Origin of the sequence: Bosea sp. AS-1, from assembly GCF_002220095.1 — a bacterium.
GTDB lineage: Bacteria > Pseudomonadota > Alphaproteobacteria > Rhizobiales > Beijerinckiaceae > Allobosea.
The window spans coordinates 2,614,868-2,635,110 of record NZ_CP022372.1 but is presented as its reverse complement, the minus strand read 5'-3'; the positions used below and the strand labels follow the sequence as shown (position 1 = coordinate 2,635,110).

19 protein-coding genes are annotated in these 20,243 nt (G+C 66.5%); 4 read left to right on the top strand and 15 right to left on the bottom strand.

Annotation, left to right across the window (positions count from 1 at the left end; genetic code table 11):
• Positions 1–26: 26 nt before the first annotated feature.
• From CE453_RS14305 to CE453_RS14280, 6 genes are all read right to left on the bottom strand, one after another.
• On the bottom strand, positions 27–677 hold the full coding sequence (locus CE453_RS14305; RefSeq protein ID WP_089175199.1) for an amino acid ABC transporter permease: 651 nt from the start codon (positions 675–677) through the stop codon (positions 27–29).
• A gap of 7 nt (positions 678–684) precedes the next feature.
• Entirely contained in the window at positions 685–1,353 is a 669-nt protein-coding gene (locus tag CE453_RS14300) for an amino acid ABC transporter permease (RefSeq protein WP_089175198.1), read from the bottom strand.
• A gap of 110 nt (positions 1,354–1,463) precedes the next feature.
• Entirely contained in the window at positions 1,464–2,225 is a 762-nt protein-coding gene (locus tag CE453_RS14295) for a 3-ketoacyl-ACP reductase (protein ID WP_089175197.1), read from the bottom strand.
• A 1-nt stretch (position 2,226) separates the two neighbouring features.
• A complete protein-coding gene (locus CE453_RS14290) occupies positions 2,227–3,000 on the bottom strand; it encodes an enoyl-CoA hydratase/isomerase family protein (RefSeq protein WP_089175196.1) in 774 nt (257 codons plus the stop codon).
• Complete coding sequence (locus CE453_RS14285; protein ID WP_089175195.1) at positions 2,997–4,589, bottom strand: acyl CoA:acetate/3-ketoacid CoA transferase; 1,593 nt, start codon at positions 4,587–4,589, stop codon at positions 2,997–2,999. The genes CE453_RS14290 and CE453_RS14285 overlap by 4 nt, the downstream gene beginning before the upstream one ends.
• A 23-nt stretch (positions 4,590–4,612) precedes the next feature.
• Positions 4,613–5,665 (bottom strand): LacI family DNA-binding transcriptional regulator, encoded by a 1,053-nt coding sequence (locus CE453_RS14280; protein WP_089175194.1) that lies wholly within the window; start codon positions 5,663–5,665, stop codon positions 4,613–4,615.
• A gap of 167 nt (positions 5,666–5,832) precedes the next feature.
• Between CE453_RS14280 and CE453_RS14275 the strand changes: the two genes are divergently transcribed.
• The 3 genes from CE453_RS14275 to CE453_RS14265 all read left to right on the top strand — a co-directional run bounded on the left by CE453_RS14275 (position 5,833) and on the right by CE453_RS14265 (position 9,185).
• The gene (locus CE453_RS14275; RefSeq protein ID WP_089175193.1) at positions 5,833–6,996 is read left to right on the top strand and encodes a dihydrodipicolinate synthase family protein; all 1,164 of its coding nucleotides are present in this window, start codon (positions 5,833–5,835) and stop codon (positions 6,994–6,996) included.
• A 12-nt stretch (positions 6,997–7,008) separates the two neighbouring features.
• Positions 7,009–8,157, top strand: a complete 1,149-nt coding sequence (locus CE453_RS14270) for an acyl-CoA dehydrogenase family protein (protein ID WP_248308070.1) — start codon at positions 7,009–7,011, stop codon at positions 8,155–8,157.
• Between the two features lie 161 nt (positions 8,158–8,318).
• A complete protein-coding gene (locus CE453_RS14265) occupies positions 8,319–9,185 on the top strand; it encodes a helix-turn-helix transcriptional regulator (RefSeq protein ID WP_089175192.1) in 867 nt (288 codons plus the stop codon).
• On the opposite strand, the gene CE453_RS14260 is transcribed toward CE453_RS14265, so the two are convergent.
• Entirely contained in the window at positions 9,182–10,510 is a 1,329-nt protein-coding gene (locus CE453_RS14260; protein WP_248308069.1) for an aspartate aminotransferase family protein, read from the bottom strand. The genes CE453_RS14265 and CE453_RS14260 overlap by 4 nt on opposite strands.
• Positions 10,511–10,646: 136 nt before the next feature.
• Here CE453_RS14260 and CE453_RS14255 point away from each other — a divergent pair, with 136 nt between their 5' ends.
• Positions 10,647–11,435, top strand: a complete 789-nt coding sequence (locus tag CE453_RS14255) for an IclR family transcriptional regulator (RefSeq protein WP_089175191.1) — start codon at positions 10,647–10,649, stop codon at positions 11,433–11,435.
• A gap of 71 nt (positions 11,436–11,506) precedes the next feature.
• Here the strand turns inward: CE453_RS14255 and CE453_RS14250 are convergent, their stop codons facing one another.
• The 8 genes from CE453_RS14250 to CE453_RS14215 all read right to left on the bottom strand — a co-directional run bounded on the left by CE453_RS14250 (position 11,507) and on the right by CE453_RS14215 (position 20,220).
• Complete coding sequence (locus CE453_RS14250) at positions 11,507–12,454, bottom strand: ABC transporter permease (protein WP_089175190.1); 948 nt, start codon at positions 12,452–12,454, stop codon at positions 11,507–11,509.
• On the bottom strand, positions 12,451–13,329 hold the full coding sequence (locus CE453_RS14245; protein ID WP_089175189.1) for an ABC transporter permease: 879 nt from the start codon (positions 13,327–13,329) through the stop codon (positions 12,451–12,453). Before CE453_RS14245 ends, CE453_RS14250 begins: the two co-directional genes overlap by 4 nt.
• A gap of 40 nt (positions 13,330–13,369) precedes the next feature.
• Positions 13,370–14,911 carry an ABC transporter substrate-binding protein gene (locus CE453_RS14240; protein WP_089175188.1) on the bottom strand — a complete coding sequence of 514 codons (1,542 nt, stop codon included), beginning with the start codon at positions 14,909–14,911 and terminating at the stop codon, positions 13,370–13,372.
• Between the two features lie 32 nt (positions 14,912–14,943).
• Positions 14,944–16,452, bottom strand: a complete 1,509-nt coding sequence (locus CE453_RS14235) for a M81 family metallopeptidase (RefSeq protein ID WP_089175187.1) — start codon at positions 16,450–16,452, stop codon at positions 14,944–14,946.
• Between the two features lie 183 nt (positions 16,453–16,635).
• Complete coding sequence (locus tag CE453_RS14230) at positions 16,636–17,595, bottom strand: ABC transporter ATP-binding protein (RefSeq protein ID WP_089175186.1); 960 nt, start codon at positions 17,593–17,595, stop codon at positions 16,636–16,638.
• A gap of 2 nt (positions 17,596–17,597) precedes the next feature.
• Positions 17,598–18,404 carry an ABC transporter ATP-binding protein gene (locus CE453_RS14225; RefSeq protein WP_089175185.1) on the bottom strand — a complete coding sequence of 269 codons (807 nt, stop codon included), beginning with the start codon at positions 18,402–18,404 and terminating at the stop codon, positions 17,598–17,600.
• Positions 18,401–19,270, bottom strand: coding sequence for an ABC transporter permease (locus CE453_RS14220; protein ID WP_248308068.1), 870 nt, complete (start codon positions 19,268–19,270; stop codon positions 18,401–18,403). Before CE453_RS14220 ends, CE453_RS14225 begins: the two co-directional genes overlap by 4 nt.
• A gap of 8 nt (positions 19,271–19,278) precedes the next feature.
• A complete protein-coding gene (locus tag CE453_RS14215; protein WP_089175184.1) occupies positions 19,279–20,220 on the bottom strand; it encodes an ABC transporter permease in 942 nt (313 codons plus the stop codon).
• Positions 20,221–20,243 lie beyond the last annotated feature (23 nt).

Below are 20,243 nucleotides of genomic sequence, written 5' to 3'. Positions count from 1 at the left end.
AGAGGTTCGCTCTTTTGCGGAACAGCTCAGCGCGCGGCGACGAGGAGCTTTTGCTCCATCCTCTTGCTGTAGGCCGAGAGCGGCCGGCAGATGACGTAATAGATCAATGCGACGAGCGCGAAGATCGTGAAGGGCCGGAAGGTGGCGTTGTTGATGATCTGCGCGGCGCGCGTCAGCTCGACGAAACCGATGATCGAGGCGAGCGACGTGCCCTTGATGAGCTGCACCAGGAAGCCGATCGTCGGCGGAATCGCAATGCGGATCGCCTGCGGTGCGATGACCAGCACCATCTTCGGCCAGTAGCGCAGGCCGAGCGAGGTCGCCGCCTCCCATTGTCCGCGCGGCACCACCTCGATCGCACCGCGCCAGATCTCGCCGAGGAAGGCGCTGGCATGCAGCGACAGGCCGAGCGCCGCCGCCGTCCAGGGATCGACCGACCAGCCGAACAGCCCCGGCACGAAGAAGGCGAGGAAGAGCTGCATCAGCAGCGGCGTGCCCTGGAAAAGCTTGATGTAGCCGGCGGACAGGAACCGCAGCCCCTTGAATTCGCTGGTTCGGGCGAGCGCGACCAGCGCCCCGCCGATCGCCCCGCCGAGGAAAGCGACGAGCGAAAGCAGCAGCGTCCAGCGGACCGCCATGATGATGTAGATGATGTCGCCTGATCCGAGTGTGCGCATGGGTCACCTACCGTGTCGGCTTGCGCAGGAAGGCGCGTTCGATCCCGGCGAAGACCGTCCAGAAGAAGACGGAAAGCGCGAGATACAGGCATGTCGCGACGAAATAGACCTCGAAGCTGCGGAAGGTGCGCGACTGGATGTCGCCGGCCACGGCCGTCAATTCGCTCGCCGCAATCGCCGAGCAGACGCTGGTGTTCAGCATCAGCAGGATGAACTGGCTGGTCAGCGACGGATAGATCGCCTGGATCGCCGGCTTCAGGATGATGTAGCGGAAGATCTGGAGCGGGCGCATGCCGAGCGACTTGCCCGCCTCGACCTGCCCCTTCTGGATGCTCTCGATGCCGGCACGGATGATCTCGATGCCGTAGGCGCCGACATTGACGACCAGCGCGAGTAGGGCCGCCCCGTTGGAGGAGAACTTCAGGCCGAAGGTCGGCAGGCCGAAATAGATCACGAAGATCTGGATCAGGAACGGCGTGTTGCGGATGAGCTCGATATATTCGTCGATGATCCGGACCAGCCATTTCGGCCCCGAGGTCTTGCCGAGCGCGCCCGCGACCGAGACCACCATGCCGATCGCCATCGCCAGGGCCGAGAGCACCAGCGAATTGATCAGGCCCTGCAGCAGCTCGGGCCACGCCGCAAAGACGTCGGCAAAGTCAAATTCATAGCTCATGCGCGCCGCCCGCCCTGGGCGGCGAAAGCGGAGCCGCCTTCATGCGCCTTCTTCATTCCATCCTCTCCGTCCGGCTGAAGTGCCGGCTTCTTGCCCGAACCGCAGCATCCTCACAACCGCGGAATCAGCAATCCGCCGTCGGCGTTTATCACTGTCCCCGTGGCATAGGCGAACTGGCCGCCGGTCAGCGCCGCGACCACAGCCGCGACATCCTCCCCCTCGCCCCAGCGCCCGGCCGGAATCAGGCCTTCGGCGATCCGGGCATCGTATTTGGCGGCGACCTTCGCCGTCATGTCGGTGCGGATCACACCCGGGCGGACCTCGAAGACCGGAATCCCCTCCGGAGCCAGTCTCACCGCCAGCGCCTTGGCCCACATCGAGAGGCCGAGCTTGGAGACGCAGTACTGCGCCCGGTCGATCGAGACCAGCTCGGTCGAGGCCGAGGTAATGAAGACGATGGCCGGACGCTCCGGCCTGTCCGCCAGCATCGTCTTCGCGACCTCCTGGCTCAGGAAGGCGGCACCGCGCAGGTTGATGCCCATGACGAGATCGTAGCTCTCCGGCGTGATCTCCAGCATGTCGCCACGCACCGGCGCGCCGATGCCGGCATTCGAGACGAAGAGATCGAGCCGACCGAAGGCCTGCTTCACATCAGCAACGAGGCCGGCATGGCTTTCGATGGCCGCCACGTCGTGCTTGAAGAAGCGGGCCGTTGCGCCGGCTTCCTCGAACAGCTTCCTGGCCTCGGCAACGGCCTCGTCCTCAGCGATGTCGGTGAAGGCGATGTCGTAACCGGTTTTCGCGAGCGCGACGCCGATAGCGCGGCCGATGCCGCGCCTCGCGCCGGTGATCAGGGCGACAGGACGCGTCATCTCACTCTCCCCGGTAGGTAGGCGTGCGCTTTTCCTGGAAGGCGCCGACGCCCTCCTTCACATCCTCGGTATAGGAGACGAGCGAGCTCGCCAGCGTCTCCATGACGGCAGCACTATCCTCGTTTTCCGCCGCGTTGATGAGCTGCTTGACGACGATGTTGGCAACCGGGCCGCGCTGGCCGATGCGCTCGGCCATGGCCTGCGCCGCGGCGAGCGCCCCTCCCTTCTCGACGACCTGGTCGACAATGCCCAACGTCAGCGCCGTCTCGGCGGTAACGATCTCTCCGGTCAACGCGAGGCGCCGCGCGACCTGCCCGCCGAGGCGCTTGACCAGGCGCTGCGTGCCCGACCAGCCAGGAATCATGCCGAGCCCGGTCTCGGGCAGGCCGATCTTGGCCTGCACCTCGCAGATGCGGATATCGGCGGTGACGGCCAGCTCGAGCCCGCCGCCAAGCGCATGGCCGTTCATCGCGGCGATGACGGGCGGCTTCATCCGCGCCAGCTTGTCGAAGACGCGGTGGCCGGAGCGAACCCAGCCCTGCCCCATCTCCAGCGGAGACAACCCGCCCCAGGCGACGATGTCGCCGCCGGCGCAAAAGGCCTTGCCCTCGGCGGTCAGGATCACGGCGCGCACCGAGCGATCGGCGTCGATGGCGTCGGCAAAGCGACCGAGCAGCCCGACCATCACATCGTCAAGTGCGTTGAGTTTTTCCGGGCGGGCGAGCGTGATCGTCGCGATGCCGGAGGCGATGTCGAGGCGGACGGGGTCGCTCATGCTGCCCTCTTCGGCAGTTCGAGGCCAATCAGAGCCTCATCGAACAGGGCGGCGTCCATCAGCTTGGGCGGCTGTGGCACGAGCAGCGGGAATTCGCTCTGGGCGAGGATATCGCGCTCCAGATCGACGCCCGGCGCGATCTCCGTGACGACGATGCCCTCCACCGTCAGCTTCATCACGCAGCGTTCGGTGATGTAGGTCACGTCCTGGCCCTGCGCGACGGCGCGCGGGCCGGAGAAAGAGATGTGCTCCACCGCCTCGACCAGCTTCTTCACCTTGCCCTCCTTCTCGATGACGAGCTTGCCGTCAGCGATGGCGAGCTTGGCTGCGGCGCTGAAATAGCCGGAGAAGACGATGCGCTTGGCCCGCGCGGTGATGTCGATGAAGCCACCGGCGCCCGCCGTCACATGCGGCCTGACGCCAAGCTTGGAGACGTTGACGCAGCCCTGCCGGTCGATCTGCAGGAAGGAGAGCAGCGACATGTCGAAGCCCGCCCCCTGGAAGTAGGTGAACTGATAGGGCGAGGGCACGATCGCCTCGGCATTGGAGGCGCAGCCGAACTGAAACTCGAGCAGCGGCACGCCACCGACGGCTCCTTGCTCGATCACCCAGGTCACGGCGCCGTGCTGGCCTTCCTCGATCAGGATGCGCGGGACATTGGCCGAGATGCCGAAGCCGATATTGACCGCATCGCCATGGCGCAGCTCCTGCGCAACGCGCCGGGCGATGACCTTGGCGACATCGAAGGCCGGCGTCTCGAAACTCGACAGCGGCCGGCGCACCTCGCCGGAGATCGCGGGATCGTAGACGGTCTGCGTCGTCTGCATCTGGTCGGGCGCGACCACGATCGCATCGACGAGGATGCCCGGCACGAACACGGCCTGCGTGTTGAGGCTGCCGGCCTCGACCACACGCTTCACCTGCGCGATGACGATGCCGCCATTGTTGCGCACGGCGAGCGCCTGATCGAGCGGGCCGAGCAGGCCGCCCTCATGCTCATAGGAAAGGTTGCCGCGCTCGTCGGCTGTGGTCGCGCGGATGATCGCAACCTTCGGCACGATGCTGCGGAAATAGAGCCAGTCCTCGCCGTCGAACTCCACACGGCTGACGATCGGCTCGGCCGCGGCACGCGCGTTCATGGCGCAGCCCTGATGCTTCGGATCGACAAAGGTGTCCATGCCGATCTTGGTCAGCACGCCCGGCCGCTTGGCCGCGGCCTCGCGATGCATGTCGAACAGGATGCCGCTCGGGATGTTGTAGGCCGGGATCTGGTCGCCCGTGACCATCTTCCAGATTTCCGGTGGCTCGGCCGAGGAGGGGCCGGAAGGGTAGGAACCGCCCATGATCCGCGCCAGCAGGCCGGGCTTGGCGATATGGTCGACGCCCTTGACGCCCCACATGTCGCCGGCCGCGATCGGGTGCAAGGTCGTCAGGTTGCTTGGATGCCCGGAGGCATCGAAGCGCCGGCCGATCGCCGCCAGCACGGCGTCAGGGCAGCCAAGGCCCGAAGATGAGGAAACCGTGACGATCGCGTCGTCCGGGATAAGGGCGGCGGCTTCGTCGGCAGTCAGGATACGGGGAAAGGCCATGGCTCTGTCTCTGGGTGAAAGTTTCAGCCGGCGGCGGCGAGTGCGCGCTGATAGGCGCCGCAGGATTCGCGGATGACGAGGTTGGCGGGCCCGATGACGCTTTCCGGCTCCATGACCGGGTCGGCAATCTGCTTCAGCAGCAGCGCCGCGGCGCGCTCGCCAAGGCCCACCGGATCGACGGCGACGGTGGTCAGTGCCGGCGAGACATGGCGCGCCTCGCTGGTATCGTCGAAGCCGACGACGGCAATGTCCCGACCGACGACGAGGCCATGCCGCGCCGCTGCCAGCATCGCGCCGATCGCGACGACGTCGTTGTAGCAGACCACCGCGGTTGGCCGATCGGCCAGCGAGAGCACGGCACTCATCGCGCCGAAGCCGCCATCGCGCGTCGGCATGCTTTCGAGGTTGAGCGCCGGATCGATGTTGCGGCCGGCCGCCTCCATCGCCGCGCGGAAGCCGCCGTGCCGCTCCTGGCGGACGACCATCGAATGCATGCCGCCGAGATAGGCGATGCGTTCGTGGCCGAGATTGATGAGGTGACGCGTGACCCGGCTCGCCCCGGCATGGTTTTCCGGAACGACATGGCTGACGGCCGTGCCCGGCAGCCGGCGGATCGCCACCAGCAGTGCCGTGCCGGCAGCCCTGACCCAGTCGAGATGCTCGGGGCGCGTATCGAGCGCCGGGCAGAGGATGATACCGCCGGCACCATGCTCGCGCATCATCCGCATCACCTGTTCCTGCCGCACGACGCTCTCGGCGGTGTTGGCCATGAAGGCGACATAGCCAGCCATCTGCAGCACCTTCTCCACCCCGATGGCGAATTCCGCGAAGAAGGGGTTGGAGAGGTCGTTGAGAACGAGGCCGACGATGCGGGACTGCGCGTTGCGCAGATTGGCGGCACCGCGGTTGTAGACATAGCCCAGCCGATCCATCGTCTGCAGGACCTGCTGGCGTGTCTCGGGCTTGACGCTGCCGCGGCCGGTGAGGACGAGCGAGACCGTCGATTTCGAGACGCCGGCGGCGTCCGCGATCTCGATGATCGTCACTTTCCCCTTGCTGCCTTGCGGCTGCGGCATGGTTTCGTCCCTAAGGCGCGAGGCGCCGTTCTTTTTCTGGAACGTTCCATTATCACTCGGGTCAGACCTCCGCAACATCTCTCTTTCAAACGATTTTATTGCCTTGTATAAGACCGGAAGCGCGCTCCTGAAATGGAACGTTCCAATAAATCAAGTCGGAGGAAGCGATGGCCGAGATCACCCTGCCCCGCCCGGATGGCGGCAGCGAGCGCTACAGGCTGGCGCCCCCTTCGCCCTATCCGCGTACTGCACCAGCCAATGGCGTTCGGACCGTTTACGCCGCGGCCCATGTCGTCGCCGACCCGCTGAAACTGCAGGAGCCCTGGCGCGTCCCGGCCGTGGATTGGGATGCCACCCTCGCCTTCCGTCGCCATCTCTGGGGTCTCGGCTTCAAGATTGCCGAGGCAATGGACACCTCGCAGCGCGGCATGGGGCTGGACTGGCCGAACGCCGCCGAACTGATCGCCCGCTCGCTGGCCGAGGCCAAGGCGACGCCTGGAGCTGATCTCGCCTGTGGCGCCGGCACCGATCAGCTCGATCCCAACGCCACACGCAGCCTCGACGACGTGATCCGCGCCTATGAGGAGCAGATCGGCCATGTCGAACAGCATGGCGGCAAGATCATCCTGATGGCGAGCCGCGCGCTCTGCCGCGTCGCCAAGGGGCCGGACGACTACCTTTCCGTCTATGGCCGACTGATCCGCCAGACCCGCGGCAAGGTGATCCTGCACTGGCTCGGCGAGATGTTCGATCCAGCCCTCGCAGGCTACTGGGGCAGCCGCGAGTTCAGGCCCGCCATGGAGACGGTGCTGACTCTGATCCGCGAGCACGCCGACAAGATCGACGGCATCAAGATCTCGCTGCTCGATGCGGGCAAGGAGATCGAGATGCGCCGCCTGCTGCCCGAAGGCGTCGTGATGTATACCGGCGACGACTTCAACTATGCCGAACTGATCGCCGGAGACGATCGGGGCTTCTCGCACGGGCTGCTCGGCATCTTCGACCCGATCGCGCCCGCCGCTGCTGCGGCCTTCGCGAAGCTGGAAGCGGGCGACCGCGCCGGCTTCCACGCGATCCTCGACCCGACGGTCGCACTCTCGCGCCGGCTCTTCGAGGCTCCGACGCAGCATTACAAGTGCGGCGTCGTCTTCCTCGCCTGGCTCAACGGCCACCAGAACCATTTCCGCATGGTCGGCGGCGCCGAATCCGCACGCGGCATCCTGCATTATGCAGACCTCTTCCGCCTGGCCGATCAGTCCGGATTGTTCGTCGATCCGGAGCTGGCGGCGGGCCGCATGACGCAGCTCTGCGCCCTCAACGGCGTCGCCTGAGGAGAGAACGCCATGCACGCTCCCTTGCTCGACGCCGAGATCTACGACCAGATCCGCGAGACCGCACGGCGCTTCGCCGAAGATGTCCTCAAGCCCGCCGCAGTTGACCTCGACCGCGACGAAACCTTCCCTGCCGAGATCTATGCCCAGATGGGCCAGCTTGGCCTGTTCGGTATCACCGTGCCGGAGGAACATGGCGGCGCCGGCCTCGACACCTACGCCTATGCGATCGTGATGGAGGAGCTCTCGCGCGGCTATTCCTCGGTCGCGGACCAGTGCGGGCTCGTCGAGCTGATCGGCACGCTGCTCACACGCTACGGCACGCCGGAGCAGTTGCAGCGCCTGCCGGATATCCTGGCCGGAAAGACCCGGGTCGCCTATTGCCTGACCGAGCCGGAAGCGGGCTCCGACCTCTCCAATGTCCGCACCACGGCGCGCGAAACCGCCGAAGGCTATGTCATCAATGGCGGCAAGCTCTGGATCCACAACGCGCCGGTCGCCGATCTCGGCTTCGTGCTGGCCTCGACCGACCCGTCGGCCGGCCACCGTGGTATGAGCATCTTCCTGGTCGACCTGCATGCGCCCGGCGTCTCGCGCGGGCCGAAGGAACACAAGATGGGCCAGCGCGCGAGCCAGGTCGGCGCGCTCAATTTCGACGGCGTCGCCGTATCGAGCGGAGCCCTGCTCGGCCCCAAGGGGCGCGGCTTCCACATCATGATGAGCGTTCTGGAGAAGGGTCGCGTCGGCATCGCCTCGCTCGCGGTCGGCATCGCGCAGGCAGGGCTCGAAGCGGCGCTGGCCTATGCCCGCGACCGGCGCCAGTTCGGCAAGCCGATCCTCGACAATCAGGGCCTGCAATGGCTGCTGGCCGACATGGCCAAGGACATCGCCGCCGCCCGCGCGCTGGTCGAGCGTGCCGCGCTGCTGATCGACCACGGCAAGCCGGCAACCTCGGCGTCCTCGATGGCAAAATGCTTCGCCAGCGACATGGCCGTGGCGCAGACGGCCAATGCCGTGCAGGTCTTCGGCGGCTCCGGCTATATCCGCGGCTTCGAGGTCGAGCGGCTCTACCGCGATGCCAAGATCACGCAGATCTACGAAGGGACCAACCAGATCCAGCGCACGATCATCGCCAAGGAGCTGATCAAGAACGGCGCCTGAAACTTCGAGGGCATCCGCGACTGCCTTGCGGCCGTCGCGGACGATCCGGCCGCAGGTCGAGCTGTCCACGGCTCGACACTGCGCCCTCTTTAGAATCCATAAAATATTGATTTAATTGATATTTTTGAGACCCCTCGCTATACTGCTCCGGTTGCGAGGACATGATGGTTTCAACGTTGCCGACGCGCACCGCCCCGGCGACCGCGCTTCAACTTTTCTCGGATAGCCTGTTTCTGTCGGCTGGCGCCTTCCCCGTCACCTCTGGCGAACGCATCGTCGGACCGATGCGGCGCGGCCTCAAGATCGCGGTGTTGCTCGACGGCCGGCAGTCGCTGGAACTCGATAACCACCCTCCGCTGACGATCGAGGGGCCGGCCCTGCTGATCGCTGCCAATAGCGGCGACCACGTCCAGCAACGCACCGGGATCACCGGCGGGTCGTTGCGTTGCGCGATCATGCAGCTCGAGCTCGATTTCGTCGAAGACGAGTTTTCCGTGCCGATGGAGCGCCTTTTCGCATTGGCGGGCGCGGCGGATGCCGGAGCCTGGGTGCGACCGGCCAGCGCGGTGCTGCGCGGACTCGCCCAGCAGATGGCAGACTGCCCCGTCTCGGACGCCCTGCGGCCGATCTATCTCGGCGGCAAGGCGCTGGAACTCGCCGCCCATGCACTCGACGAATTGCTCGGAGCCCCTGCCCAACGGGCCCGGCGCCTGCCCGGGCGCACACGCGAGCAGGTGCATGTGGCGCGCGACATGTTGCTGGCCTCGATGCGTGAACCGCCGAGCCTGACGGAACTCGCCCGCGCCAGCGGGCTCAACCCCACCAGGCTGACCTCCGCCTTTCGCAGCGAGTTCGGCAGCAGCGTTTTCGGCTACCTTCAGGAGCAGAGGCTGCAACATGCCCACGCGCTGATCGCGAGTGGCGAGGCGAGCGTCGCGGAGGCCGCGTTCCGCGTCGGCTACACGCCGGCGCATTTCTCGGGACTGTTCCGGCGCCGCTTCGGCCTCCCGCCAAGCGCCTTGCGTTAGGCCGCTTTCCCCAAGGTTTCGCGCGCCGCGCCCCTGACCGCTTCCAGGGTACGGTCGATCACCTCGGCATCATGCTCCGAGGAAACGAACCATGCGCCGCGCTCCAGCGCGCGCACGCCGCGTTTCAGCAGCGCATGGGCGAAGCGGCTATAGGCGACCTTGTCGGAACGGGCCACATCCCGGTAGTTGCGCGCCGGCGCATCGAGCCCGAAGGCGACGTGGAACATCAGCGGGAAGCCGACGACCTGCGCCTTGATGCCCTCTTCCGCCAGGATGGCGCGGATGCCGTCCTGCAGGCGCTGGCCATGGACGGAGCTGCGCTCGTAATGCTCCGGGGTCAGCATTTTCTGCGTCGCCACCAGCGCCGCCATGGCGATCGGCTGGGCGTTGAAGGTGCCGCCGTGCAGCACGCCATCGGCAAAGAGATCGAGCAGGTCGGCGCGCCCGGCCACCGCCGCGACGGGGAAGCCGTTGGCGATCGCCTTGGCCATGATCGTCATGTCAGGCGTCACGCCGAAGCGCTCCTGCGCCCCGCCCCGGCCGAGCCGGAAGCCGGTGATGACCTCGTCGAAGATCAGCAGCGCGCCATGCTTGCGGCAGGCGGCGAGCGCGCCCTCGAGATAGCCCTTCGCCGGCGCGATGGCACCCTGATTGCACATCGCCGGCTCCATCAGGACGGCCGCGACGTCGCCCTTGGCGAGCCTGGCCTCCAGCGCCGCGAGATCGTTCCAGCCGAGAATCGAGAGCCCCTCGCCTGCCGCTGGGTCCTGCCCCTTGCTGCCGATCACCGGCGTCGGTGCGTCCTCCGGGCCGGCTGCGTTCAGCCCCGGTGCGGTCGACCACAGGATGTTGTCGAACCAGCCATGGTAATGGCCTTCGAACTTGACGATCGTGCGTTTGCCCGTGGCGGCTCGCGCCAAGCGGATCGCGGCCTGCGCCACCTCGGACCCCGACGAACCGAAGCGCAGCCGCTCGGCCGAGGGAACGCGCTCGCAGATCAGCTTCGCGGCCTCGTATTCGATCGGCATCTGGCCGGCGAAGAGAATGCCTTTCTCGGCCTGGCGCTGTGCCGCCTCGATCACCGGCTTCGGCGCATGGCCGAGCACGGTCGCGCCCATGCCGCAGTAATAGTCGATGATCCGGTTGCCGTCGGCGTCGATGAGATAGGCGCCTTCGCCGCGCTCGAAGACGAGCGGCCCGGGCGACATGCCGAGCCGGAAATTGCTGTTCACGCCGCCGGCGATGTAGCGCGCATTTTCTGCGATCTGCCGGGCCGATTCCTCGAAGCGCAGTGCTCCCGCCTGCTGGGTGCCGTTGCCTGCCACTTGCGTTGCCTCCGATGCTGTTGCCTCGACCAGACCAGACCGACCTCACCGTGTAAAGGAACGCCGGTTTCGCCTTGCGGAATTCCACTCGGCTGGGTTATGCCGGCTCGTCACTCTCCCGAAAGGCGGTACGGCCATGGCGAAGAAGCCCGACAATCCCTACGTCGTGCAGCCGGTGATGAAGGCACTGAAGGTGCTGGAACTGGTCGCTCGCCACGGCCACGAGATCGCGCTCACCGCCGTCAGCAAGGAACTCCGGATCCCGAAGACAACGACCTTCCGCTATTTGCAGACGCTGACGGCAGCCGGCTTCCTCGACCACAACCGCACGACCGACCGCTACAATCTCGGCCCGCAGCTGCGCGCCATCGCCCGCGCCGATGCCAGCGTCAGCAAGGTCCGGGAGCTCGCCCGCCCGGCCATGATCGAGCTGATGCACGAGTTCAACGAGACGGTGAACCTCGCAGTGAAGGGCAATGGCACGGTCGTCTATATCGACCTCGTCGAGGCCAACCGTTCGCTTCGGATGCAGGCCCGCATCGGCGACAGCCACCCGATGCACTCCACCGCGCTCGGCAAGGCGATCCTCGCCTTTCTGCCGGACGCCGAACGGCAACGCCAGCTCGACCTGCCGCTGACGGAGCGCACCGGTCGCACCTTGCTGGAACGCGAAGAGATCGAACGCCAGCTCCGGCAGGTCAAGCGCAGCGGCTACGCCACCGAGATGGGCGAGAACGAGGATGGAGCGATGTGCGTCGGCGTGCCGATCCTCGACGAGGACGGGCATCCGGTCGCAGCGCTGTCGATCTCGGCGCCGCTGATGCGGATGCCGCATTCGCTGGCCGCCAAGGTCGGTATCAGGCTGCGCGAGGTCGCGGCCGGCATCTCGACCCAGCTCGGCTCGCGGCCAGCGGCGACAGGCTGAAACCTTTTCTGGTCGCATTTTCTTGACGCGAACCGGCGGCCACTTCGCTTGAAAATGCTTCGGTGCCGGGCTCATCGGTATTCGATCCTGGGGTCGATCCAGGCGTAGAGCATGTCGACCAGGAGGTTGATCAGCATATAGGCGACCAGGATCACCAGGATGCAGCCCTGGATCAGCGGGTAGTCGCGGGTGCTGATCGCCTGGATCAGCAGGCGCCCGAGCCCCGGATAGGTGAAGACCGCCTCCGTCACCACCGCCCCGCCGATGAAGTTCGCCATCATCAACCCCACGATCGTCACGAAGGGCAGCATCGCATTGCGCATGATGTGCAGGCCGACGATGCGGTTCTCCGGGACGCCCTTGGCCCGGGCGGTGCGGACATAGTCGGCCCGTGCCTCCCCGATCAGCGAGGCGCGCAGGAAGCGGGCGAGAATGCCCGAGACATAGATGCCGAGCGTGACCGCCGGCAGGGCGAGGCTGCGCAGGGCATCGAGCGGCGATTGCCAGAGCGGCACATGGCGCGAGGCCGAGGGCAGCCAGTGCAATTCCACCGCGAAGAGCAGGATCAGCAGGATGCCGAGCCAGAAGGTCGGCACGCCCAGTGCCAACGCGCTCCAGCCACTGAGCAACCGGTCGAGCCAGGAATTCGGCCTGATCGCGCTCGCGATCGCGACCGGGATGCCGATGACGAGCGCCACCACGATCGCCGCCAAGGCGAGTTGCAGCGTCGCCGGCAACCGCTCTCCGATGAGCTGCAGCACCGGCTGGCGGCTGTGCAGCGAGAGCCCGAAATCGCCGGTCAGGGCGCGCCCGAGCCAGTCGCCGTATTGGACCACCATGGGTCGGTCGAGCCCGTAGCGCTGGATCGCGGCGGCGATCTCTTCCGGACCGGCATTCTCGCCGACGATGACCGCGACCGGCCCGCCCGGCACCGCATAGATCATCGCGAAGATCGCGAAGGAGGCGATCAGCAGCACCGGCAGCATCTGAGCGAGGCGGCGCAGGACGTAAGCCGTCATCGCCGCCCCCCGATCGTCACGCCGGAAGCATCGGTCTCGTCCCGGTCGAGGATCGCGGTCAGAGCCCGGCCGATCGTGTCGAAGGAAAGGATCGTCAGGGTCAGGACGAGCCCCGGCAGCACCGCATAGGTCGGCGCTTCGTAGAGATAGGATTTTCCGGTGCGCAGCATCTCGCCCCAGCTCGGCGTCGGCGGCGGCACACCGACCCCGAGGAAGGCGAGCGCCGCCTCGAGCAGGATCGCGATCGAAGCCAGCACGATCGCCTGAACCACGAGCGGACTCAAGGCGTTGGGCAGGATCGTTCGGAACATGATGTAGCTCGGCTTGCCGCCGAAGCCGCGTACCGCCGTGACGAAGTCGAGCGAGCGCAGCGCCATCACCTGCGCCCTGGCGATGCGGGCGAAACCGGGAATGCCGGCGACGCCGACAGCGATCAGCGCAGCGCTCTGGCTGCGCCCCAGAACCGCGATCAGCGCCATGGCGAAGAGGATGTTCGGCAAGGCGAGCAGCACGTCGATGCCGCGCATCAGGAGCGAATCCCGCCAGTCGCCATAGAAGCCGGCGACGAGCCCGACCGGCACGCCGATCAGCGCCGCGATCAGCACCGCGCCGAAGGCCGTGACCAGCGAGGTACGCGCGCCGTAGACGACCCGGGCCAGGATGTCGCGGCCGAGTTCGTCGGTGCCGAAACAGTTCTCGGGCGAAGGCGGCTTCAGCGAATCCGCGATGCTCTGCGCCAGCGGATCGAGCGGCAGCAGCTCGGCAAAGGTCGCCGCCAAGCCGACCAGCACCAGGAAGGCGAGGCTCAGCGCCGCACCGCGCCGGGCGAGCAGCCGGCGCAGCAAGCGTCCAAGCGAGATCAGGCCATCCCGCATCAGGCGGTGCCGGCCTGGCACCGCAGGTCGACAAGCCGCATCACTTGAACCCGATGGTGCGGGCCACGAACAGATTGTCGATGTCGAGCGTCACCCCGCCGATCTTCTCCGAGGCAACGATCAAGCCGACATCGTAGGAGTTGGTCGCAATCCCGAAAGCCTCGTCGACCAGCACACGGTTGAGATTGTCATAGGCCGCCTTGACCTCGGCTTCGCTGCCGGCGGCACTGTCGACCTTGGCGATCGCGGCGACATAGTCGGGATGCGGGTGGGGATCCTTCAGGATCGGGTTGCCCGAGGTGCGGTAGATCGAGTTGGTCGCGACGCGTGAGGGAAACTTCTGCACGTTGCCGACCGCGCCGAAGGTCGCGGCGAAGTCGCCCCCGAGCAAAGCCGTGACGTATTCGGCGCCCTGGCGCATGTCGAGTTCGATCGGGATACCCGCCTTCTGCAGCGAGCCCTGCACGATCTGGCTGATGGCGACCGAAGGCTCGTCGCTGCCGTTCACCAGCAGTTTCCAGCCCTTCATCTCATCGGCGGACAAGCCGGACGCGGCGATCAGCTTCTTCGCCTTGTCGAGGTCGTAGGCATAGGTCTTGGTGTAGCTCTCGTCATAGGCCGGGCTCGCCGGCGCCCAGGGCAATGCCACGACCTTGCCCATGCCGGCATAACCGACGCGCAGGATGCTCGCCCGGTCCATCAGATAGTTGAAGGCCTGGCGGAACGACTTGTTGCGGAAGGGGCCGCGCGTCGAATTGATGCGGAAGACCTGCACCAGTTGCCCCGGCCCGGCAAAGACCTGGTAGCCCGCATCCTTCAGCCGGACGGCGCTGCGCGAGGAGCCGTTATAAACGATGTCGACCGCGCCCGATTCCAGCGCAGCGCTGGCGGCGGCATCCTCGCTGAACACCGTGAAGACGAGATCCTGCGCGATCGGCTGCTTTTCGCGCCAGTATTTCGGATTGGCCTTGAGGGTCAGACTCTGCCCCACCGCGCGATTGACCAGCGTGTAGGCGCCGGTGCCGGCCGGTACGGTCTCGACGGTATCGATGCCCTTGGGATCGATCGGGATCAGGAACTGCAGCAGGTCGAGGATCTGCCGGTCGGGTACTGGCGCCTTGAAGTTGATCGTGACACTGCGCTCATCCGGCGCCGACCAGTCCTTCACGATCGACATCGTCGCGAAGACGTTCTTGCCGCGCTTGGGATCGGCGCCCTTCTGCAGGGTCGCCAGCACGGAATCGGACTTGAACGGATTGCCGCTGTGGAAGGTCACGCCCTCGCGCAGCTTCAGCGTCACCGATTTCTTGTCCGGGGCAATCGTCCATTCGGTCGCGAGGCTCGGCTGCGGCTTTCCCTCCGGGGTGTATTCGATCAGGCTGTCGTAGAGGTTCTTGATGACGTGGAAATTCACCGTGGAGAGCTGCTGCGGATCGTAATTCGCCAGCTCGTTCAGCACGGCGACCCGCAACGTCCCGCCCTTGAGCTGCTGGGCTGCGGCCGGCAGCGCCGCCGTGAATGGGGCCGCGCCCGCCAGGGCAAGGCCGGTGATGCAGAATCGACGTCGCGACAGCTTTGTCATCGCTTTCCCCTTTTTGTTGTTTCAGTTGCCCTTCAACCCATCCCCGCACCTGGCTGGGACGAATGCGCCCGCCAGTCGCTTATTTTTTCCAACGGATAGACCGGGCGCGGAATCCGCTGCCACGGCAGAGTGAAGACGTCCGACTGCCCCGGCCCGCGCGTATCGGCGCGGACGAGCCCGGAGGCGATGCGGTCGAAATACTGGAAGTTCGAAGCCGTCTTGAGCACGGCCATCTTGTAATCGGAGAGGTCGATGCCAAAGGCCTCGTAGACGTCCGGCACATTGCCGGCGACGCCGCGCAGTTCCGAGATCAGGAGCGTCACCGGCCCGACATCGAAGACCGCGACGCGGCCCATGTCGACCTCGGGCTGGTGGTTGAACTTGAGCGGAATCGACCCGCCGCCCAGCTTCCTGACCCGTCCGGTCACGGTCAGCGGCTTGAAGAAGGCGGTGGCCGCATCACCGCCGAGCGGCAAGGTGACCTCGGCGCCCTCGCCCGCTGCCGTCAGCGTCGCCACGGCCTTGGGCGAGATCAATGGGATCAGCGCCTTGCTCCCGATGCCAAGCCGCAGCATCGATTCCAGCAGCAGGTTGCTGTCGCCGGCCGCCCCGCCGAAGACGGTGTCGCCGGTATCGCTGACCACGACCATGCCGCGCTCGGCCGCATCGGCCTTGCGCACGGCATCGTCGATGGAGACCGCCTCGCGCACCTGAAAGTCGTCGCGCATCGACCAGGCGAGATCGGCCAGTTCGTCCGCAAGCTTCTCCGCCAGCGCCTGATCGCCGTCGGTGACGACGATCGTCGACCAGCCGCCCTCGGCGACATCGAGCCAGGGCTGCATCGGATAGTTCGAGGCCTGCAACACGCGCCGGTCGGCCTCGATGGCGCGGGCCCGGTCGAACCAGATCTTCATCGGTCCCTTCGAGGTCAGGAACTGCTCCTGATGCGAGAGCAGCGGAATCTTCCGCCAAGCCATGACCGGCTTGCACTTCTCGGTGAGGATGCGCAGCAGCACCTCGGTCCCGACCTTGCCGGTGTCGAACACGTCATGCGGCTGGGTCCGGTGCCCGACAATGGCCGTGCAATTGGCCATGATCTTCTGCGTGATGTTGGCGTGGTGGTCGAGCCCGAGCAGGATCGGCACGTCCGACCCCAGAATCCTGCGGCAGAGCTCGGCCTGCTCGCCCTCGACATCATCGATGCCCTCAGCCGCACAGGCACCGTGCAGATGCAGGACGAGCCCGTCGATCGGCCCCACAGTCTCCAACCCCGCGCGGATCTTCGCCTGGAAGAAATCGAAGGCCTCGCGCGAGATGCGCCCGCCCGCCACGGCCCAGGCGCGGATGATCGGGACCGTCTCGATGTCGAGTCCGCTCTCCTTCACAGCCGCGTAGTGCCCGCCGATCTGGCCGATCTCGCCGAACTGCCGCGCGATCTCCTCGCCTTCGACGAGGCCGAACGCCTCGAAATCAGAGAGCGTCGTCAGCAGCGGATTGAAGTCGTTCGTCTCCTGAACGATGTGGATCAGCGCCAGACGCACGGCATCCTCCCGGATTGCAGCTCCACCGTCCGGCCGATGCCGGGCGAAGCGGTTTCTCGGACTTCAGGGCATCGTTCCGGGCGGCATTTCGGTCGATCGGCAGCCCGGCCTCATCGTCGAAAGCGTAGTTGCGCCAAATATTTCACGTCAAGGATTGGATGTTCCATCTGAAGGAACATCCAATCACGCAGCCGCGCTTCGGTCCTTCGGCCAGTAGCGGCAGGAGACGCCGTGACCTGGCGCGATCTCGTGCCATTCGGGCGTCCCCGCCCGTGCGTGATCGACACCATGGATGCAGCCGCCGCCATCGCCGTCGAGGAAGCGCAGATCCGGCGGCGGCCGCCGCAACCGCTCGCGCTGGAGCACGGGGTCGGGCACCGGCACGGCATCGAGCAGGTGCTGCGTGTAGGGATGGGCCGGGCTGTCATAGACCTGTCCCGCACTGCCCATCTCGACGATGCGCCCGCGGAACATCACGGCGACGCGATGCGCCATCTCGCGCACGATCGCGAGGTCATGCGCGATGAAGAGGTACGACAGGCCGAGCTTCTCCTGCAACGATTGCAGCAGCGCGACGATCTGCGCCTGCGTGCGGACATCGAGCGCCGAGACCGGCTCGTCGCAGACGACGAAATCCGGATTGACTGCCAAGGCCCGGGCGATGACGACGCGCTGGCGCTGGCCGCCGGAGAACTCGTGCGGATAGCGCTGCATCATCGCCGGATCGAGATTGACCAGCTCCAGCAGTTCCTCGACACGCTCGCGGATGCGGTTGGCCGGCACCGTGCGATGGACTTGCAAGGGCTCGCTCAGGATTTGCCCGATTGTCATGCGCGGATGCAGGCTGGAATAGGGGTTCTGCAGCACGAACTGCATGTGCCGGCGCATCCGGCGCAATTCACCCGGGCGCATCGTCGTCAATTCCTGCCCGAGCAGGCGGACCGAGCCCTCGCTCGCCTTCTGGAGCTGGAGGATCGCGCGCCCGGCCGTGGTCTTGCCCGAGCCCGACTGCCCGACCAACCCGAGCGTCTCTCCGGGCGCGATCTCGAAGGAAAGGCGCTCGACCGCCTTGACCGGTGGAGCTCCGCGCCGCGCCGGGAACAGCACCGAGAGGTCGCGGACCTGCAGCAGCCGCTCCGTCATCGCTACGCCCCCGCCCCTTGCAGGCGCGGCACGGCATCGAGCAGCGCCCGCGTATAAGCGTGCTGCGGCCGCGCGAACACGTCGTCGACCGGCCCGGCTTCGACAATCTCGCCGCGATACATCACGTTCACCCGATCGACCATGCCGGCGACGACGCCGAAATCATGGGTGATCAGCATCAATGCCATGCCGCGCTCTTCCCGGAGCCGCAGCAGCAGGCGCAGGATCTGCGCCTGCACGGTGACGTCGAGCGCCGTCGTCGGCTCGTCGGCGATCAAGAGGTCGGGCTCGCAGGAGATCGCGATGGCGATCAGCACCCTCTGGCGCTGCCCGCCCGAGAACTGGTGTGGGAAATCGTCGATCCGCCGCGCCGGATCGGGAATGCCGACGAGATCGAGCAGTTCGATGCTGCGCTCGCGCGCCGCCTTGCCCGACAAGCCGAGATGGCGGCGCAGCATGTCGCTCATCTGCGCGCCGATGCTCATCACCGGGTTGAGCGAGGTCATCGGGTCCTGGAAGACCATGGCGATGCGCCGGCCGCGCAGGTCTCGCATCTCCACCTCGTCCAGCGCGAGTAGATCCCGCCCCCAGAAGGCGACGGAGCCGCCGAGCCCAATCGAGGCTCCTTCCGGCGCCAATCGCATCAACGCCTTGGCGGTGACGCTCTTGCCACAGCCGGATTCGCCGACGAAGCCGACCGCCTCGTCGGCATTGATGTCGAAGGAGATGCCGCGCACGGCCTGGATCACCTCCCGGCGCGTCGTCACCGTCGCGGTGAGGTCGCGCACCCGGAGCAATGGGCCGGTCATCGCACGCTCCCCACGTCCAAAACCTCGCGCAAACCGTTGGCGATGATGATGAAGGTCAGCGTCGCGAAGACGATCGCCAGCGCCGGCCCGATCACTGTGAGCGGCGCAAGCTCCATGAACTGGCGCGCCTCCGAAAGCATGCCGCCCCAGTTCGGGTCGGGCGGCGGCGGACCCAAGCCCAGGAATGAAAGCGCGGTCACGGTGAAGATCGTCTGCGACAGCGTGAGACTGGTCGCAACGAGGATCGGCGAGACCACGATCGGCAGGATATGGCGCAGCACGAGGCGCATCTCGCTCATGCCGACGCTGCGGGCAGCCTCGACATGGTCCCAGCGCTTCACGCTGAGCACAGGCGCCCTGACCACCCGCGCCATGGCCGGCGTGTAGACGATCGCGATGGTCAGGATCAGGTTGGGCACGGTCGGCCCCAGCGCCGCCACCACGGCGATCGCCAGCAGCAGCACCGGGAAGGCGAAGACGACATCGAGCAGGCGCATGATGATCTCGTCGGTGCGCCCGCCCAGATAGCCGGCCGCCAGCCCGAGGATCAGACCAGCTACCAACGCGATCAGCACAGCGCTGATGGTGATGAGCAAGGTGGTGCGTCCGCCGACGATCAAGCGGCTCAGCACATCGCGTCCAATCGAATCCGTGCCAAGCCAATGAGCCGTGCTCGCGGGAGCCAGCGAATCCGGCGAAGTCACGGAGGGATCATAAGGTGCAACCAGCGGCGCGAAGATCGTGAGAACGAGCATCGCGGCCAGCATCACGAGCCCGAGCCCGAGCAGCAGCCAGCCCTGGCTGATCCCTGCCACCCTGCGCGCGCGGCGGGGCGCCGTGGCGGCCGCCGGAAGCTCGTTTTGCAAGGCGCCGCTCACATCTGCACCCGCGCATCGATCCGCGCATAGGCTATGTCGATGACCGTGTTGACCAGCACGACGATGCCGGCAGCGACCAGCACGATCGCCTGGATCACCGGATAGTCGCGGCTGTTGATGGAGTCGAACAGGTACTGCCCCATCCCCGGAATGGCGAAGATGGTCTCGACCAGGATGCTGCCACCGAGCAGCGCCGCGATCTTGAGGCCCGCGGCCGTGACGACCGGCGTCAGCGCATTGCGCATCAGGTAATCGCGCAGGATCGCAGCCGGCGTCAGCCCCTTGGCGCGGGCCACCATGACGAAATCCTGGTTGGCGACCTCGAGCACGGCGGCGCGCGTGTTCTCCGCGATGGTCACGGAGACGGCGAGGGCCAGCGCAAGAGCCGGCAAGAGCAGGCTGGCGAGATTGGCAAGCGGGTTATCAAGGAAGGGCGTGTAGCCCAGCACCGTGATCTCCGGAAAATACAGCCCGAAGAGCAGCACGATCAGCGTCGCGACGACATAGTTCGGAACCGCCAGCATCAGCCCGTTCCAGAGCCTGACCAGCCAATCGGTCGCGCCGCGCAGGCGGGCCGCCGCGAGGCCCGTCGCGACGCCTATCACCGCGGCGATGATTGCGGCGAGAAGCGTAAGCTGGAAGGTGACGGCGAGTCGGCTGAGCAATTCGCCGAGCACAGGCTGGCGGGTGACGAAGGAGGTGCCGAGATCACCGGTCAGCGCAGCCCCGAGCCAACGCAGATATTGCACCATCAGCGGCTGGTCGAGCCCGAGATCGCGCCGGATCGTCGCCAGGACCTCCGGCGCCACGCTCTGCGAGCCAGCGGCCGCGATCGCGAAATCGCCGGGGATGGCCCGCATCAGCATGAAGGCGACCAGCGAGACGCCGAACAGGATCGCGACCATCCAGGCAAGACGCCCGAGGACGAAGCGGGTCATTGCCCGGCCCCCGCCTTGCAGCG